We start from the raw sequence: 18,353 nt of genomic DNA on the forward strand, positions 1-18,353 counted from the left end.
GCTAGAATAGCACGGCGTGGAGAACCAGAATAGCAACAGCGAAAATGTCCAGGATAAATCCTGGAGTCTGATTCAGGATTTTTCGTTGGCGGCAGGTGCACGAAGCGTGGGACAAAGGAGATACATTTCCAGCAATATAGCAACGTAATCGCGGGCTTCTTTTTTGAGATCAAAAGATTGCGGGGCAAACAGCCAATTTTCCATTAAACCGGAAATATAGCCGCGCATAATAATTGCTGCGCGACGCGTCATTAAATCCGCGGGCAGCATTTTCGCTTCAATACAATGTCTTAACGTTTGTTCTATACGCTCATAACTTTCAAGACAGAGATTACGTTGTGCCTGCTGAACGACTGCCATTTCTCCGACAAATTCGCATTTATGGAATATAATCTCCATCAATAAGCGCCGCCGCTCTTCTGTCACCGTCGATTCAAGAACATGAATTAGTATTTCTCTTAACACAGAGAGTGGATCGCCAGGGAATTTTGCCTGATACTCAAGCTCTAGTTCACCAATATTGGATTCTGACAGCTCCCAGATCTCACTGAATAAATCCGACTTATCTTTAAAATGCCAGTAGATTGCACCACGCGTAACGCCTGCTGCTTTTGCAATCTCTCCCAGTGAGGTGGATGATACCCCCTGCTGTGAGAAAAGACGTAGAGCCACATCGAGGATGTGTTGGCGTGTTTCTTGCGCTTCTTGTTTGGTTTTTCGTGCCATATGTTAGTGAATTTACAGGCGTTAGATTTACATACATTTATGAATGTATGTACCATAGCACGACGATAATATAAACGCAGCAATGGGTTTATCGACTTTTGACCATTGACCAATTTGAAATCGGACACTCGAGGTTTACATATGAACAAAAACAGAGGGTTTACGCCTCTGGCGATCGTTCTGATGCTCTCAGGCAGCTTAGCGCTTACAGGATGTGACGACAAACAGGCCCAACAAGGTGGCCAGCAGATGCCCGCCGTTGGGGTAGTAACAGTCAAAACTGAACCTCTGCAGATCACAACCGAGCTTCCGGGCCGCACCAGTGCTTTCCGGATCGCAGAAGTTCGTCCTCAAGTTAGCGGGATCATCCTGAAGCGTAATTTCAAAGAAGGTAGCGACATCGAAGCGGGGGTATCTCTCTATCAGATTGATCCTGCTACCTACCAGGCAGCTTACGATAGTGCAAAAGGCGATCTGGCTAAAGCGCAAGCAGCAGCCAATATCGCGCAGTTGACTGTTAATCGTTACCAGAAGCTGCTGGGTACTCAGTACATCAGTAAGCAGGAGTACGATCAGGCACTGGCAGATGCACAACAGGCAAATGCTGCTGTCACTGCGGCGAAAGCGGCGGTTGAAACCGCACGAATCAATCTGGCTTATACCAAAGTCACCTCTCCGATTACCGGCCGTATTGGTAAATCGAACGTGACGGAAGGCGCATTGGTGCAAAACGGTCAGGCGACTGCGCTGGCAACCGTGCAACAACTTGATCCGATCTACGTTGATGTGACTCAGTCCAGTAACGACTTCCTGCGTCTGAAACAGGAACTCGCTAACGGCACACTGAAGCAAGAGAACGGCAAAGCTAAAGTGTCGCTGATCACCAGTGACGGTATTAAGTTCCCGCAGGATGGTACGCTGGAGTTCTCTGACGTTACCGTCGATCAGACCACCGGATCTATCACGTTACGCGCCATTTTCCCGAACCCGGATCACACCCTGCTGCCGGGTATGTTCGTGCGTGCACGTCTGGAAGAAGGGCTTAATCCAAACGCCATTTTAGTTCCACAACAGGGGGTAACTCGTACACCACGCGGCGAAGCTACCGTACTGGTGGTTGGCGCGGATGACAAAGTGGAAACTCGTCCGATCGTCGCCAGCCAGGCCATTGGCGATAAGTGGCTGGTGACTGAGGGTCTGAAAGCAGGCGAACGCGTAGTAGTAAGTGGGCTGCAGAAAGTGCGTCCTGGTGTCCAGGTGAAAGCACAAGAGATAACCGCTGATAACAACCAGCAAGACGCAAGCGGTGCTCAGCCTGAACAGTCCAAGTCTTAACTTAAACAGGAGCCGTTAAGACATGCCTAATTTCTTTATTGATCGCCCGATTTTTGCGTGGGTGATCGCCATCATCATCATGTTGGCAGGGGGGCTGGCGATCCTCAAACTGCCGGTGGCGCAATATCCTACGATTGCACCGCCGGCAGTAACGATCTCCGCTTCCTATCCTGGCGCTGATGCAAAAACAGTGCAGGATACTGTTACACAGGTTATCGAACAGAATATGAACGGTATCGATAACCTGATGTACATGTCATCCAATAGTGACTCCACGGGTACTGTGCAGATCACTCTGACCTTTGAGTCTGGTACTGATGCGGATATCGCGCAGGTTCAGGTGCAGAACAAACTGCAACTGGCAATGCCGTTACTGCCGCAGGAAGTACAGCAGCAAGGGGTGAGTGTTGAGAAATCTTCCAGTAGCTTCCTGATGGTTGTCGGCGTTATCAACACCGACGGCACCATGACGCAGGAGGATATCTCTGACTACGTAGCGGCAAATATGAAAGATGCCATCAGCCGTACATCGGGCGTCGGTGACGTTCAGTTGTTCGGTTCCCAGTACGCGATGCGTATCTGGATGAACCCGAATGAACTGAACAAATACCAGTTAACGCCGGTTGATGTTATTACCGCAATCAAAGCACAGAACGCCCAGGTAGCTGCCGGTCAGCTCGGTGGTACGCCGCCGGTTAAAGGCCAGCAGCTTAACGCCTCTATTATTGCTCAGACGCGTCTGACCTCCACTGAAGAGTTCGGCAAAATTCTGCTGAAAGTGAATCAGGATGGTTCCCGCGTACTGCTGCGTGATGTGGCGAAAATTGAGCTGGGTGGTGAAAACTACGACATCATCGCGGAATTTAACGGACAACCGGCTTCTGGTCTGGGTATCAAGCTGGCGACCGGTGCAAACGCGCTGGATACCGCCTCAGCAATCCGGGCTGAACTGGCGAAGATGGAGCCGTTTTTCCCGTCGGGTCTGAAAATCGTTTATCCATACGACACTACGCCGTTCGTGAAAATCTCCATTCACGAAGTAGTGAAAACCCTGGTCGAAGCAATCATCCTCGTGTTCCTGGTAATGTATCTGTTCTTGCAGAACTTCCGCGCGACGTTGATTCCGACCATTGCTGTACCGGTGGTATTGCTGGGAACATTTGCCGTCCTTGCTGCCTTTGGCTTCTCGATAAACACGCTAACAATGTTCGGGATGGTGCTCGCTATCGGCCTGTTGGTGGATGACGCCATCGTTGTGGTAGAAAACGTTGAACGTGTGATGGCAGAAGAAGGTCTGCCGCCGAAAGAAGCCACTCGTAAGTCAATGGGGCAGATTCAGGGCGCACTGGTTGGTATCGCGATGGTGCTGTCGGCTGTATTTATACCGATGGCCTTCTTTGGCGGCTCAACTGGTGCAATCTATCGTCAGTTCTCCATTACCATTGTTTCCGCAATGGCATTGTCAGTACTGGTGGCGTTGATCCTGACTCCGGCGCTTTGTGCGACCATGCTAAAACCTATCGCTAAAGGCGATCATGGGGAAGGTAAAAAAGGCTTCTTCGGCTGGTTTAACCGCATGTTCGAAAAGAGCACGCACCACTATACCGACAGCGTAGGCGGTATTCTGCGCAGTACGGGGCGTTATCTGGTGCTGTATCTGATCATTGTTGTCGGCATGGCCTATCTGTTCGTGCGTCTGCCAAGCTCCTTCTTGCCAGATGAAGACCAGGGCGTGTTTATGACCATGGTCCAACTGCCTGCAGGTGCAACACAAGAACGCACGCAAAAAGTGCTCAACGAGGTGACGAATTACTACCTGACCAAAGAAAAGAACAACGTTGAATCGGTGTTCGCCGTTAACGGCTTCGGCTTTGCAGGACGTGGTCAGAACACGGGTATTGCGTTCGTTTCGTTGAAGGACTGGGCTGACCGTCCGGGTGATGAGAACAAAGTTGAAGCGATTACCACGCGTGCAACGCGTGCCTTCTCGCAAATTAAAGATGCGATGGTGTTCGCCTTTAACCTGCCAGCGATTGTGGAACTGGGTACGGCAACCGGCTTTGACTTTGAGCTGATTGACCAGGCGGGCCTCGGCCACGAAAAACTGACCCAGGCACGTAACCAGTTGCTGGGCGAAGCAGCGAAGCACCCTGATCTGCTGACCAGCGTGCGTCCGAACGGCCTGGAAGATACGCCGCAGTTTAAGATTGATATCGACCAGGAAAAAGCTCAGGCACTGGGTGTTTCTATTAACGACATTAACACCACCCTGGGGGCTGCATGGGGCGGCAGCTACGTGAACGACTTTATCGACCGCGGTCGTGTGAAGAAAGTTTACGTAATGTCAGAAGCGAAATACCGCATGCTGCCGGAAGATATCGGTAACTGGTATGTTCGTGCTGCTGATGGTCAGATGGTGCCATTCTCAGCGTTCTCCTCTTCACATTGGGAATACGGTTCGCCGCGTCTGGAACGTTACAACGGTCTGCCATCCATGGAGATCTTAGGTCAGGCGGCACCGGGTAAGAGTACCGGTGAAGCGATGGCGCTGATGGAACAACTGGCGAGTAAGCTGCCTACGGGGGTTGGCTACGACTGGACGGGGATGTCCTATCAGGAACGCCTCTCCGGTAACCAGGCACCTTCGCTGTACGCGATTTCGTTGATTGTCGTGTTCCTGTGTCTGGCGGCACTGTATGAGAGCTGGTCAATTCCGTTCTCCGTTATGCTGGTTGTTCCGCTGGGGGTTATCGGTGCATTGCTGGCAGCCACCTTCCGTGGCTTAACCAACGACGTTTACTTCCAGGTGGGCCTGCTCACAACTATTGGGTTGTCAGCGAAGAACGCGATACTTATCGTCGAATTCGCCAAAGACTTGATGGATAAAGAAGGTAAAGGTCTGATTGAAGCTACTCTGGATGCGGTGCGAATGCGTTTACGTCCGATCCTGATGACTTCACTGGCGTTTATCCTCGGTGTTATGCCGCTGGTTATCAGTACTGGTGCTGGTTCCGGCGCACAGAACGCAGTTGGTACTGGTGTAATGGGCGGCATGGTGACCGCAACGGTACTGGCGATCTTCTTCGTTCCGGTGTTCTTTGTGGTGGTTCGCCGCCGCTTTAGCCGCAAGAATGAAGATATCGAACACAACCATACTGTCGATCATCATTGATAAAACTCGTAATCACTAAGGCCGCGTAAGCGGCCTTTTTAATACGTATAATCTTAAAGTCACAATGTTTACAGCTAAGGTTTCAAACGGAGGGTAGTTTTAACGCGGCATAAAATTCATAAAAAATGCCTATTGTTAGTTAATTTATATTAAGTCGCGCTAATAGGTATAATAACCCATAGACATCTAGAGGCTATTCTTAATTATTTGCGGCAATTCTTTATTTATTCATGTCAATTACATCATAATCAGAGCAATCCTGGGTATTAGTGTGACAAATTCCCATACCATTTTATCAGCCGCGATGCGAGAATCCTGATTACGTTATGAATAGCATCAAACTAACTGCTTTAGGCTTTACGTGGTTGGTGCCAGGATGAAGAAGTAAGCCTTTTCCCTCTCCTCCTCCTAATTGTAATTTTTCGTAATAATGCGATGAAAACCTTCAAAGAGTGGATTATAGTTAATCTAACAAATGTGAGGGCAAGTCCAGGTCAGTAAGTTTTCCCATCCCGAAAGGTGTCCGTTAGTTCAATCGCTAAGAAGGGGACGCGTTATGGATGAATACTCACCAAAAAGACATGATATTGCACAGCTTAAGTTTCTTTGCGAAACCCTGTATCATGACTGTCTTGCAAACCTTGAAGAAAGCAATCATGGTTGGGTTAACGACCCTACCTCGGCTATCAATCTGCAACTTAATGAACTCATTGAGCATATTGCAACCTTCGCACTTAATTACAAAATTAAGTATAATGAAGACAATAAGCTCATTGAGCAGATAGATGAATATCTGGACGACACCTTTATGTTGTTCAGTAGTTATGGTATTAATATGCAGGATCTCCAGAAATGGCGGAAGTCAGGTAACCGACTGTTCCGTTGTTTCGTGAATGCCACGAAAGAGAATCCTGCAAGTTTATCTTGTTCGAATTATTACAACCATGGGTAGAAGTATGTCCGATAAACCTTTAACAAAAACCGATTATTTGATGCGTTTGCGTCGTTGTCAGACAATTGACACGCTGGAACGTGTTATCGAGAAAAATAAATACGAATTATCAGATAATGAACTGGCGGTATTTTACTCAGCCGCAGATCACCGCCTTGCAGAATTGACCATGAATAAGCTTTACGACAAGATCCCTTCCTCGGTGTGGAAATTTATTCGATAACTCAATTAGTATAAAATCAGGCTATAACAGTCTGTTTATTAAGTATATTCTATTTTTTCCATGAAGACATTCCTCATGTGATCTCCATCACACAGAAGTAACGGGAACGTTCTCTTCATTGGCTTTTTGCATTACTGTGTTGCCGCATTTTCAGCAACCAGGATGTTTGTAATGAGCACAGAAAAAGAAAAGATGATTGCTGGTGAGTTGTATTGCTCGGCAGATGAGACTTTATCTCGCGATCGCCTGCGCGCTCGTCAGCTTATTCACCAATACAACCATTCCGCGCCGGAAGATCAATCACTACGCCAACAAATTCTCACCGATTTACTCGGCCAGGTTGCGGATGCGTATATTGAGCCTTCCTTTCGTTGCGACTATGGCTATAACATTTTCCTCGGTAAAGGGTTTTACGCAAACTTCGATTGCGTAATGCTTGATGTCTGCCCTATTCGTATTGGCGATAATTGCATTCTGGCTCCGGGCGTTCATATTTATACCGCTACACACCCTGTCGATCCTGTAGAACGTAATGCTGGTGGTGAACTGGGGAAACCGGTGACTATCGGTAATAACGTCTGGATTGGGGGGCGTGCCATCATTAACCCGGGCGTTACCATTGGCGATAACGTCGTAGTGGCATCAGGTGCGGTCGTCACAAAAGATATCCCGGACAACGTCGTCGTGGGCGGCAACCCAGCCAGAATCATTAAAAAGTTGTAACTACAATTAGCAACTGTTATGCAAAATTGTGGCAAATCTGTTACTTTCTTCATATCATTCCCACGTTAAAATAGGGTGTTCACTGGAAAGTTGCAGATACCACGAAGGCAAAAGATGACTGAAATACAACGCCTGCTAACCGAAACGATTGATTCTCTGAATACGCGCGAAAAACGCGACAACAAACCCCGCTTTAGTATCAGTTTTATCCGCAAACATCCGGGGCTGTTTATCGGCATGTATGTTGCTTTTTTTGCCACACTGGCGGTAATGTTGCAGTCCCAAACGCTGTCAGATTCAGTCTGGCTACTGGTTGTGTTATTCATCCTGCTTAACGGTTTCTTCTTTTTCGATGTCTACCCACGCTACCGCTATGAAGATATCGACGTGCTCGATTTTCGGGTTTGCTATAACGGCGAATGGTATAACACGCGATTTGTCCCTGCTGCGCTGGTTGAAGCCATACTGAACTCGCCGCGTGTCGCGAATATCCACAAAGAACAACTGCAAAAAATGATCGCCCGTAAAGGTGAACTGTCTTTTTACGATATATTCACCCTCACCCGCACCGAAGTAACATCTTAAGTTAGGTTTTCCCACCAGGCGTAAACCTCTACGCCTGGTCAATTGACAACGATCGTTGCCACCTGTCACTGCATGAAATCCCCGTCCTAACCACTGATCTCTTGCCAGCCTTTTTTCACGATCAGATATACTTTCCCTACACTGTGTTAATAAGGACATGCTGGTGAGAACACGACATCTGGTCAGCCTGATTTCAGGTGTACTTATACTTTCAGTACTGCTGCCTGTCGGCTTAAGCGTCTGGTTGGCCCATCAGCAGGTAGAAGCGTCATTTATTGAGGAGTTGAATACCTATTCTTCCCGTGTCGCTATTCGGGCCAATAAAGTAGCGATGCAAGGAAAAGATGCGCTGCAAGAGCTGGAAAGATGGCAAGGTGGAGCCTGTAGTGAAGAACATCTCATGGAAATGCGCCGGGTTTCATACAGCTATCGCTATATTCAGGAAGTGGTCTATATCGATAACAACATTCCCCAGTGCTCTTCTCTGGAACACGAAAGCCCACCGGATACCTTCCCGGAGCCGGGGAGGATTTCAAAAGAGGGTTATCGTGTCTGGTTAACCTCGCACAACGACTTAGGTATCACCCGTTACATGGTTGCTATGGGAACCGCACATTACGTAGTAATGATCGATCCTGCCTCCTTTATCGACGTAATTCCTTATAGCTCATGGCAAATTGATGCCGCCATTATTGGCAATGCCCATAATACTGTCATAACCAGCAGCGATGAAATTGCCCGGGGCATTATTACCCAACTACAAAAAACGCCCGGTGAGCATATCGAAAATAATGGAATTATTTACGACATCCAGCCCCTCCCGGAGATGAATATTTCCATCATCACCTGGGCTCCAACGAAAATGTTGCAAACAAGCTGGTATCGGCAGGTTTTTATTTGGTTACCTGTTGGGTTATTAATTGGTCTGCTGGCAGCGATATTTGTGCTTCGTATTTTGCGCCGCCTCCAGTCACCGCATCACCGACTGCAAGATGCCATCGAAAACCGTGATATTTGCGTACATTATCAGCCGATTGTCTCCTTAGCCAATGGCAAAATTGTCGGTGCCGAAGCACTGGCACGTTGGCCACAGACGGACGGTAGCTGGTTGTCACCGGATAGTTTCATCCCGCTGGCACAGCAAACGGGTCTTTCTGAACCACTGACGCTGCTGATTATAAGAAACGTATTTGAAGATATGGGCGACTGGCTGCGACAACACCCGAACCAGCATATTTCAATCAATCTGGAATCTACTGTGCTCATATCGGAAAAAATTCCGCAACTCCTGGGGAAAATGATCAACCACTACCAAGTTAACCCTAAACAGATCGCGCTTGAACTCACAGAGCGCGAGTTTGCCGATCCGAAAACCAGCGCTCCGATCATTTCTCGCTACCGGGAAGCCGGTCATGATATTTATCTGGATGATTTCGGTACTGGTTATTCGAGCTTAAGTTATTTGCAGGATCTGGATGTCGATATTCTGAAAATAGATAAATCCTTCGTTGACGCACTGGAATATAAAAATGTCACCCCGCATATCATCGAAATGGCAAAAACGCTGAAGCTGAAAATGGTGGCGGAAGGCATCGAAACCAGCAAACAGGAAGAGTGGCTACGCCAGCATGGTGTGCACTACGGTCAGGGCTGGTTGTACAGCAAAGCTTTGCCAAAAGAAGATTTCATTATCTGGGCAAAACAGCATCTCTGAATTAGGGGCTGGCGGCACGCCGCACAGCCCGTCACGCTACTCGTCGATGATTGACTCGAACCCACCGTAAATCATCCGTTTGCCATCAAACGGCATTGATTCACCGAACTCTTTCATCCGTGGGTCAGACATCATTTTTTGATTGGCAGCGTCGCGGACCTCTTTTGAAGGATATTCAATCCAGCTAAACACCACTTCCTCATTCTCTTCCGCTTTCACTGCCATGCGAAAATCGGTCACTTTGCCGTTTGGCACATCGCTGGCCCAACATTCGACAATGCGAAGCGCGCCAAACTCTTTAAACAGTGGCGCGGCCTTTGCGGCCATTTCCCGGTAGGCATCCTTATTTTCGGCAGGAACAGCAACAACAAACCCATCAACATACTTCATCAGAAACTCCTCCGAAGCGTACTGCGCAGTCAGGCAATTCCTGCAGCGTCAGTCGTGATTAAAGTTTAGCCACATTGAGATTTTTTGACGAAACGGCGGGGAAACAGAAATGGGTGGGGGCCCTGCCAGCTACATCCCGGCACACGCGTCATCTGCCTTGGCTGCTTCCTTCCGGACCTGACCTGGTAAACAGAGTAGCGTTGCGGGAGAACCAACAGAGCCCCCATTGAGAGCGTTGAGAACCAACGCGCAGGCGCATTATCACTGCTGCCCCTGCTAATTGCAACCCATTGCGTGCCAGATGCTGCTTTCTTGCGCAATGCGGCTTCACTCAGGCGTTTTTCCAGATTATGCTGAAAAATTACCTCAGGAAGAAAAGATGGAAAAAGAAGATTCATTTCCCCAACGCGTCTGGCAAATCGTAGCCGCTATTCCCGAAGGCTATGTCACCACCTACGGTGATGTCGCAAAACTGGCAGGATCACCCCGCGCCGCGCGCCAGGTAGGCGCTGTGTTAAAGCGCCTACCCGAAGGCAGCACCTTGCCCTGGCACCGGGTGGTTAATCGCCATGGCACAATTTCGTTAACCGGCCCAGATTTACAGCGTCAGCGGCAGGCGTTGCAGGCAGAAGGTGTGATGGTGTCGGGAAGCGGGCAAATCGACTTGCAGCGTTATCGCTGGATTTATTAACCCTCTCCGGACGGAGAGGGTTAATGGCGCTTAGTATTGCGTAGGTGCTGGAACTGCCGAAGACGGATTCACTTGTGTCGGGGAAGTCGACGGTACAGTGGTTGTTGCGCCACCGCTGGCCTGAACCGGCACGGCGGTTTGCTGAACCGGCACTAATGTCAGGTCAGCTTTGGTTCCGCCCTGATTGATCACCGGTTGAACGGTATCGGTGATAAACACCAGTTTGTCGTTGACGGTAACCGCCGCACTCAACAGGATACGCGCATTCGGCTGAACGTCTGCCGGGTTAAATGGCAGAACAAAACTGAACGGTGACTGTTTACCTTCGGTACGTACTGCTTTCTGCGCCAGAACTTTAGAAGGCGCATCCGCTAACGACGCGTCAGAAAGTGTCACGGTCAGCACGGCGTCAGGCGGCAGTGCGACTTTCTGACGGATCCAGACCGTACCGGAAACATTCGGTTGTTGTATAGCAGGTTGCTGTGTCGCTGCAATAGACGTATTTGCAGCCGGTGCTGGCGTCTGGATATCCGCGCTTTTATCCGCGCAAGCCGCCAACGCAATCGCAACCGCTAAACCACTGGCCATGTGCACGAGTTTCATTCACTTCTCCTTATTATCAATGCACCAGCGGGCTAACTTTCCTCGCCGGAAGAGTGGTTAACAAAATAGTAACGTCAATAAGTGTGGCACATGTCACGTATTAACGCCTGCATTTAGCCAGTAATTCAGACCATTGCACCCATCGGACCAGTAGAAAAATTGCGTTATACTCAACTCACTTTGGCTTGCTGCGGCAGCTTTGTTACTGGAGAGTTAATATGAGTCAGGCCTTAAAAAATTTACTGACATTGTTGAATCTGGAAAAAATTGAGGAAGGACTCTTTCGCGGCCAGAGTGAAGATTTAGGTTTACGCCAGGTGTTTGGTGGCCAGGTCGTGGGTCAGGCGCTGTATGCTGCAAAAGAGACAGTTCCCGAAGAGCGTCTGGTGCATTCGTTCCACAGCTACTTTCTTCGCCCTGGCGACAGTAAAAAGCCGATTATTTACGATGTCGAAACGCTGCGCGACGGCAACAGTTTCAGCGCCCGTCGTGTGGCTGCTATTCAAAACGGCAAACCGATCTTTTATATGACGGCCTCTTTCCAGGCACCGGAAGCGGGTTTCGAACACCAAAAAGAGATGCCTCCAGCCCCTGCGCCTGATGGTCTGCCTTCGGAAACGCAAATCGCCCAGTCGCTGGCCCACTTGTTACCGCCAGTGCTGAAAGATAAATTTATCTGTGATCGTCCGCTGGAAGTCCGTCCGGTGGAGTTTCATAACCCACTGAAAGGCCACGTCGCAGCCCCCCATCGTCAGGTGTGGATCCGCGCGAACGGCAGCGTGCCGGATGATCTGCGCGTTCATCAGTACCTGCTCGGTTATGCCTCTGACCTCAATTTCTTGCCAGTAGCTTTACAGCCGCACGGTATCGGTTTTCTCGAACCGGGGATTCAAATTGCTACCATCGACCATTCCATGTGGTTCCATCGACCGTTTAATCTAAACGAATGGCTGCTGTATAGCGTGGAGAGCACGTCAGCGTCCAGTGCCCGCGGATTTGTGCGTGGTGAGTTTTATACCCAGGACGGCATGCTGATTGCCTCGACCGTTCAGGAAGGGGTAATGCGTAATCACAATTAAAAAACAGCCGGAGGTGAAAACCGTCCGGCTGTCAGATTGTTGGTAACGTGCTTTTGTTGATGCCGGTGGCGGCGTAAACGCCTTATCCGGCCTACCAACTCTTGTAAATTCAATAAATTGTGATTTTTATTGTCGGCCTGATAAGCACAGCGCATCAGGCAAATTTGTATTTGATTGCAGGTTACGCGTTATAGGCATTTTCGCCGTGGCTATTGACGTCCAGCCCTTCACGTTCCTGTTCTTCCGGTACACGCAGGCCAACCGTCAAATCCGCCAGTTTGTAGCCGATAAACGCCACCACACCAGACCAGACGATCGTAATGGCGATACTTTCCAGTTGTACCAACACCTGATGGCCCATCGTCACACCTTCCGCGAAGCCCACACCGCCCAGCGAACTGGCGGCAAAAATTCCGGTCATGATACAGCCGACAATACCGCAAACGCCGTGTACACCGAAGACATCGCAGGGATCATCCACCCGCAGCAGACGTTTCAACATAGTCACGCCCCACAAGCCTGCCAGACCAGCTACCACGCCGATAATCAACGCGCCGCCAACACCAATGTAACCACAGGCAGGCGTCACGCCGACCAGACCGGCAATCGCACCAGAGCAAGCCCCCAGCAGAGAAGGTTTACCGCGCAGTGCCCATTCACCGAAGATCCAGCCAAGAATTGCCGCCGCCGTTGCTACCACGGTGTTAACAAACGCCAGTGCCGCAATTTCGTTTGCCGTGCCCGCAGACCCGGCGTTAAAACCAAACCACCCGATATAAAGAATGGCAGTTCCGGTAAAGACCATCGGCAGGTTGTGCGGTTTAAACGCCTCTTTGCCAAAGCCCACGCGTTTACCGACCAGATACGCGCCTACCAGACCGGCGATTGCGGCGTTAATGTGCACCACTGTGCCACCGGCAAAATCCAGCGCACCGTGGGAAGCCAGCAAACCGCCTCCCCAGACCATATGCGCAATCGGAATGTAAGAGAGCGTCAACCACACCACCACGAAGATTAACACTGCCGAGAAGCGAATCCTCTCCGCCAGCGCCCCGACGATCAAGCCAACGGTAATACAGGCAAACGATCCCTGAAACGCCACGTGGATATACTGATAGATACTGCCCATTACCGCGGTCAATTCGATATTTTTCAACATTAACCAGTTAATGTTGCCAAAGAAGTTGTTGCCCTCGCCAAACGCCAGTGAGTAGCCGTAAACCACCCAGAGAATACAAACCAATGCAAAGGTCACGGTCACCTGTGTCAGCATCGACAGCACGTTTTTACCGCGAATCAGGCCACCATAAAACAGCGCGATACCCGGAACAGTCATAAACAGCACCAGCGCAGTACAAATCATCATAAACGCATTGTCGGCTTTATCTGCCACCGCAGGAGCAGCCATTACCAGTCCTGGCAGCATCGCCAGTGAAGCAAGCCCAGTTTTTATCGTCGCTATCTTCATTTTTCAGTCCTGTTGCTGTGTGCCAGAGATTACAGCGCCGCTTCGTCGGCTTCGCCGGTACGGATACGAATGACGCGTTGCAATTCAGCGACAAAGATTTTGCCGTCGCCAATTTTTCCGGTGTAAGCCGCCTTGCTGACGATATCGATCACTTCATCGAGTTGATCATCGGCAATCGCCACATCGATTTTTACTTTTGGCAGGAAATTGACGCTGTATTCCGCGCCACGGTACAGCTCAGCATGCCCTTTCTGACGCCCGAAACCTTTCACTTCAGTGACGGTCAGGCCCTGGATGCCAATGGAAGATAACGCTTCACGAACGTCTTCCAGCTTGAATGGTTTGATTATCACGGTCACCAGCTTCATAGATCCCCTCCGGTCAGAATTCGGTAATGGTTCTGCTACACGAAGAAGGTATTGCAAGCGGTGTGCCAGAAATGAAAAACGAGAGGGAAAGCAGGACGCAAAGGTGATTGAAAACAAAAACGCACTATGACAGTGCACAGTGCGTTGCATTTTTGCACCAACGATGAAATTTTGCGCTAATCAGGCGCTCAACGATTCCTCTTCACGTACGCTGGCAGCCAGTTCTTCTCCTGCAAGTTGCAGTTGGTACATCTGCCAGTAACGTCCCTGAGCCGCAAGCAGTTGCTGGTGCGTCCCCTGCTCCACGGCTTGTCCACGATGAAGCACCAGAATGGTGTCGGCATCAACAATGGTCGATAAGCGGTGAGCGATCACCACCAGCGTAGTATGTTCGCGCACCGCCGCCAGGGCGTGCTGAATCGCCTGTTCAGTACCGGAATCAATACTGGCGGTTGCTTCATCAAGGATCAGGATTTGCGGTGTTTCTACCAGCACGCGCGCCAGCGCCAGCAACTGTTTTTGCCCGACTGAGAGATTATTCCCCTGCTCGCCCAACGGCGTATAAATGCCGTCGCTCATGCTGCGCGCCAGCTCTGCCAGTTGCACCGTTTCCAGCGCTTGCCAGACGCGTTCTTCGGAGATATCACGCCCCAGCGTAACGTTCGCCAGGAAGGAATCCGCCAGCACAACCGGATCTTGCTGCACCATTGCCACGCCATGGCGCAGCGCGCTGTGACTTAGCGAACTTAACGGACGGCCGTCGAGACGAATCTCGCCTTCCGTTAGCGGGTAATAGCCCATCAGCAAACTTGCCAAAGTGCTTTTGCCACTGCCGGTATGCCCGACCAGCGCCACAAAGTTGCGCGAAGGCACAGACAGATTAATGTTTTTCAGTACCAGATTGTCATCACGATAGGCAAACGACACATTATCGACGTCAATGGTGCCGCTCTGTAACGGGCGATCATCATTGCCATATTGCTGGCGCGGCCCGTCCATCAGTTCAAATACACGCTCACCTGCGACAACAGCCTGTTGCAGCATTGCCTGTTGCGTGGTCAGTTCGATTAATGGTTCGTTAAGTCGCCCCAGATAGCTGATAAACGCATACAACACGCCCACTTCAATAGTGCCACTGGCAGAGAAACCAAACAGCATCAACAAACCGCAAAGAATGAGCGATGAAAACAGACTAAGCAGTGGTCGCAGTAAAAAGCCGTCGAGCCGCAGGGTTTGCATTCGCGCCATATAGTGCGAACGGCTGGCCTCCCCCATACGTTCACCAAATCGCGCCTGCTGACGGAACTGCTGGATAACGCTCATGCCATTGATGATTTCGTTAAAACCGTCGTTGATATCCGCCAGATAGGCGCGCACGCGGCGGACAATCGGCGTACTGTAACGCTGGTATATCACCATCACCACCAGCACGACCGGGAAGATCATTATTGCCACCAGCGCCATTCGCCAGTCGAGACTGAACATCGCCACCAGCATCGCACCCACAAGTGCGGCGCTACGCAAAACGGTTGCTACCACGGTAACGTAGAGATCGCGGATCACTTCTGTGTCATTGGTGACGCGGGAAATGACCTGCCCGACCGGCTGGGTATCAAACTCACTTAATGGCTGGCGTAGCGCAGCATCCATCACGTCGGTACGCAACTGTTGTACAACGCCAACCGCCGCCCGGTTAAACAACAACGACTGCGCGTAGTGCAGTCCGGCGGCAAGCAGTTGCAGCCCAACATACGCAACCGCCAGACCAACAACCATCTTCAACGGCAGATTATTTTTCGCCACCATATTGTCGATAAAATAGCTGATGAGCAGCGGCCCACTCACTTCTGCCGCTGCTGCAACCCACATCATCAGAACCGCAATCCCCAGCGGCTTACGCCACGGCGAACCGTATGCTAACAGGCGCTTCAGAGTCGGCCACAGTTGGCTAAAACTACGCATCAACGGCCTCCTCGTGAATTTCAGGGGCATCGTCAAGCGCCGCCTCCAGTTGTTGATAGCGATACATATCGCGATACCAGCCGCTTTGTTGCGCCAGCACATCATGATCGCCGCGTTGAGCGATATGCCCGTGCTGCATCACAATTATTTCACTGGCTTCTGTCAGTGCAGAAAGACGATGGGCGCTGATGATGACCGTTCGCCCCTGTCCCCACTGGCGCAGGTTATGCAGGATCTGGTGCTCTGTGCGTCCGTCCACCGCAGAAAGCGCATCATCCAGAATGAGGATTTCCGCATTCACCAGTAACGCCCGGGCAATGGAGATACGCTGTTTTTGGCCACCGGAAAGCATCACGCCACGTTCGCCCACTTCTGTGTCGTAACCTTGCGGCAGACGAAGAATATCGTCATGCACACTGGCCAAACGCGCTACGTGCTCAATCTCTTGCTGGGTAGCATTCGGGCAACCCAGCGCAATGTTATTCGCCACGGTGTCGGAAAAAAGGAACGGCGTCTGACTGACGACTGCCAGGCGGCTACGCCAACTGTCGAGTTGTAGCTGCGTCAGAGGAATATCATGAAAGCGAATATCCCCCTCGCTGACGTCGAAATGACGCTGAATGAGTGACAGCACGGTACTTTTGCCGGAACCGGTCGGCCCGCAAATGCCCAGCATCTGACCGGGCTTCAATACGAAACTGACGTTTTCCAGCGCAGGATGGTGAGTTTGCGGATAGGTAAACTGGCGAATATTCACATCCAGTTTACCGCGTCCTTCCGGCACACTTTCGCTACCATCTTTGACGACCGGCGCTTCCGCCAGCATCGTTCGAATACGGCTGTACGCCGCGTTGCCGCGTTCCACAATGTTAAACATCCATGCCAGCGCCAGCATCGGCCAGATCATCAGGCCAAGATACATCATAAAACTGGTGAGCTGTCCCAGCGTTAAACTGCCCTGCACAACCATCCAGCTTCCCCCACCAATCGCCAGTAAATTCGCCATCCCAATAGCGATATAGATGGTCGGATCGAAACGAGCATCAATACGTGCCACACGCATGTTTTTCTTGCCAGTGTCCTCGGCATCTGCGGCAAATAGCGCCGACTGGCGATCTTCCAGACCAAAGGCTTTAATCATACGGATACTGGTGAGGCTCTCCTGGGTGCGGTCGTTGAGGCTGGAAAACGCCGCCTGCGCCAGCTTAAAACGCTCATGTAAAGCGTCGCCATTACGTTTGATCATGATCGCCATCACCGGCATCGGCAGCAGCGCTATTAAGGTCAACTGCCAGCTAATTTGCGTTGACATCATAATCAGCACCGCGCAGCCCATCACCAGCGAATCCACCAGCGTCAGCACTCCTTCCCCGGCGGCAAATACCACGCGATCAACGTCATTCGTCGCGCGGGCCATTAAGTCCCCCGTCCGGTGACGCAGGTAAAATTCTGGATGCTGGCGGCTTAACTGGCGGTAATAATCTTCACGCAGTTCAACAGCCAGTTGATAAGACGCACCGAACAACAATACACGCCAGACATAACGCAGTAGATAAACCACGACTGCAATCAGCACCATAGTGGCGATCCACATCAGGATCTGTCCGGTCGTAAAGTGTTGTTCCGTCACGCCATCGACCACAATCCCGACTACTTTCGGCGGAACCAGTTGCAGCATCGCGATAATGACAAGCAAGGCCACAGCCCCGAGATAGCGACGCCATTCCCGACGGAAATACCAGCTTAGTTGAGCAAATAATCGCACGCGTTGTGTCCTGACCTGATTTTGGATATTTATTCGATGGGTAAAGAAGTGGTGTATTTAATCTGTTCCATCGCGAAACTGGAAGTAACGTCCGACAGCCCTGGCACGCTGTTTACCAGACGCTTATAAAACTCGTCGTAGCGTTTCATGTCGGCAACCTGGACACGCATCAGATAATCGTATTCACCGGCCATGCGCCAGAACCCCAGCACTTCTGGCATTTCCGTTACCACCGTGACAAAGCGGCAATACCATTCGCTGCTGTGATGTTGCGTTTTAATCAGTACAAAAGCGGTCAGCCCGAGGCCAATTTTTTCCGGGTCCAGTAAGGCAACTTTGCCGATAAGGATACCGTCATCCTCCAGCCGTTTCAGACGCTTCCAGCAAGGCGTGGTTGTCAGATTAACGGCTTCTGCCAGAGCCTGCAAAGAGAGGGTACAATCCTGCTGTAGCAAGGCCAGCAGCTTACGATCAATTTTATCTAACATAGCCCACCCACAGAGAATTATTTTCTCTTTTCATTCTATTTTAAAGGTCAAATACCGACAATTTATTCTGTGCGGTTTAAACGCCACTGCACAAAATGACAAATTCAAA

General features: G+C 50.5%; 17 protein-coding genes and 1 other RNA gene. 9 read left to right on the plus strand and 9 right to left on the minus strand.

Features of this window, described 5'->3' with window-relative positions:
- Positions 1-72 precede the first annotated feature (72 nt).
- A complete protein-coding gene (gene acrR / locus C1192_RS10315) occupies positions 73-726 on the minus strand; it encodes a multidrug efflux transporter transcriptional repressor AcrR (protein ID WP_038354582.1) in 654 nt (217 codons plus the stop codon).
- Positions 727-867: 141 nt separating this feature from the next.
- Between acrR and acrA the strand changes: the two genes are divergently transcribed.
- From acrA to pdeB, 7 genes are all read left to right on the plus strand, one after another.
- A complete protein-coding gene (acrA, locus tag C1192_RS10320) occupies positions 868-2,061 on the plus strand; it encodes a multidrug efflux RND transporter periplasmic adaptor subunit AcrA (protein ID WP_001515899.1) in 1,194 nt (397 codons plus the stop codon).
- A 22-nt stretch (positions 2,062-2,083) separates the two neighbouring features.
- Positions 2,084-5,233, plus strand: a complete 3,150-nt coding sequence (acrB, locus tag C1192_RS10325) for an efflux RND transporter permease AcrB (RefSeq protein WP_001132495.1) — start codon at positions 2,084-2,086, stop codon at positions 5,231-5,233.
- Positions 5,234-5,789: 556 nt separating this feature from the next.
- Positions 5,790-6,185 (plus strand): Hha toxicity modulator TomB, encoded by a 396-nt coding sequence (gene tomB / locus C1192_RS10330; protein ID WP_000344801.1) that lies wholly within the window; start codon positions 5,790-5,792, stop codon positions 6,183-6,185.
- Between the two features lie 4 nt (positions 6,186-6,189).
- Positions 6,190-6,408 carry a hemolysin expression-modulating protein Hha gene (hha, locus tag C1192_RS10335; RefSeq protein WP_001280991.1) on the plus strand — a complete coding sequence of 73 codons (219 nt, stop codon included), beginning with the start codon at positions 6,190-6,192 and terminating at the stop codon, positions 6,406-6,408.
- A 171-nt stretch (positions 6,409-6,579) separates the two neighbouring features.
- Positions 6,580-7,131 (plus strand): maltose O-acetyltransferase, encoded by a 552-nt coding sequence (maa, locus tag C1192_RS10340; protein WP_000102537.1) that lies wholly within the window; start codon positions 6,580-6,582, stop codon positions 7,129-7,131.
- A 114-nt stretch (positions 7,132-7,245) separates the two neighbouring features.
- Positions 7,246-7,716: a YlaC family protein gene (locus C1192_RS10345; RefSeq protein ID WP_001515897.1), complete on the plus strand. Its 471-nt coding sequence runs from the start codon at positions 7,246-7,248 to the stop codon at positions 7,714-7,716.
- 163 nt (positions 7,717-7,879) lie between these two features.
- Positions 7,880-9,430 carry a cyclic di-3',5'-guanosine monophosphate phosphodiesterase PdeB gene (pdeB, locus tag C1192_RS10350; protein WP_038354588.1) on the plus strand — a complete coding sequence of 517 codons (1,551 nt, stop codon included), beginning with the start codon at positions 7,880-7,882 and terminating at the stop codon, positions 9,428-9,430.
- 36 nt (positions 9,431-9,466) lie between these two features.
- Here the strand turns inward: pdeB and C1192_RS10355 are convergent, their stop codons facing one another.
- Together C1192_RS10355 and ffs are read right to left on the minus strand one after the other, a co-directional pair.
- Positions 9,467-9,820 carry a DUF1428 domain-containing protein gene (locus C1192_RS10355; protein ID WP_000878149.1) on the minus strand — a complete coding sequence of 118 codons (354 nt, stop codon included), beginning with the start codon at positions 9,818-9,820 and terminating at the stop codon, positions 9,467-9,469.
- A 120-nt stretch (positions 9,821-9,940) separates the two neighbouring features.
- Positions 9,941-10,037: signal recognition particle sRNA small type (gene ffs, locus C1192_RS10360), an RNA gene on the minus strand.
- A 162-nt stretch (positions 10,038-10,199) separates the two neighbouring features.
- Here ffs and C1192_RS10365 point away from each other — a divergent pair.
- Positions 10,200-10,511 carry an MGMT family protein gene (locus tag C1192_RS10365; RefSeq protein WP_038354581.1) on the plus strand — a complete coding sequence of 104 codons (312 nt, stop codon included), beginning with the start codon at positions 10,200-10,202 and terminating at the stop codon, positions 10,509-10,511.
- 30 nt (positions 10,512-10,541) lie between these two features.
- Here C1192_RS10365 and C1192_RS10370 read toward each other — a convergent pair whose 3' ends face one another.
- Entirely contained in the window at positions 10,542-11,114 is a 573-nt protein-coding gene (locus C1192_RS10370) for a YbaY family lipoprotein (protein WP_000779815.1), read from the minus strand.
- Positions 11,115-11,332: 218 nt separating this feature from the next.
- On the opposite strand from C1192_RS10370, the gene tesB reads away from it, so the two are divergent.
- Entirely contained in the window at positions 11,333-12,193 is an 861-nt protein-coding gene (gene tesB, locus C1192_RS10375) for an acyl-CoA thioesterase II (protein ID WP_000075873.1), read from the plus strand.
- Between the two features lie 181 nt (positions 12,194-12,374).
- On the opposite strand, the gene amtB is transcribed toward tesB, so the two are convergent.
- The 5 genes from amtB to decR form a co-directional block, all read right to left on the minus strand.
- Entirely contained in the window at positions 12,375-13,661 is a 1,287-nt protein-coding gene (gene amtB / locus C1192_RS10380; protein WP_000685045.1) for an ammonium transporter AmtB, read from the minus strand.
- A gap of 29 nt (positions 13,662-13,690) precedes the next feature.
- Complete coding sequence (gene glnK / locus C1192_RS10385) at positions 13,691-14,029, minus strand: P-II family nitrogen regulator (RefSeq protein WP_000780338.1); 339 nt, start codon at positions 14,027-14,029, stop codon at positions 13,691-13,693.
- 180 nt (positions 14,030-14,209) lie between these two features.
- Positions 14,210-15,991 carry a SmdB family multidrug efflux ABC transporter permease/ATP-binding protein gene (locus tag C1192_RS10390; protein ID WP_038354580.1) on the minus strand — a complete coding sequence of 594 codons (1,782 nt, stop codon included), beginning with the start codon at positions 15,989-15,991 and terminating at the stop codon, positions 14,210-14,212.
- Positions 15,984-17,756 (minus strand): SmdA family multidrug ABC transporter permease/ATP-binding protein, encoded by a 1,773-nt coding sequence (locus C1192_RS10395; protein WP_038354579.1) that lies wholly within the window; start codon positions 17,754-17,756, stop codon positions 15,984-15,986. The genes C1192_RS10390 and C1192_RS10395 overlap by 8 nt, the downstream gene beginning before the upstream one ends.
- Positions 17,757-17,785: 29 nt before the next feature.
- On the minus strand, positions 17,786-18,244 hold the full coding sequence (gene decR / locus C1192_RS10400; RefSeq protein ID WP_000884589.1) for a DNA-binding transcriptional regulator DecR: 459 nt from the start codon (positions 18,242-18,244) through the stop codon (positions 17,786-17,788).
- Positions 18,245-18,353 lie beyond the last annotated feature (109 nt).

This window comes from Escherichia marmotae, assembly GCF_002900365.1.
Lineage (GTDB): Bacteria > Pseudomonadota > Gammaproteobacteria > Enterobacterales > Enterobacteriaceae > Escherichia > Escherichia marmotae.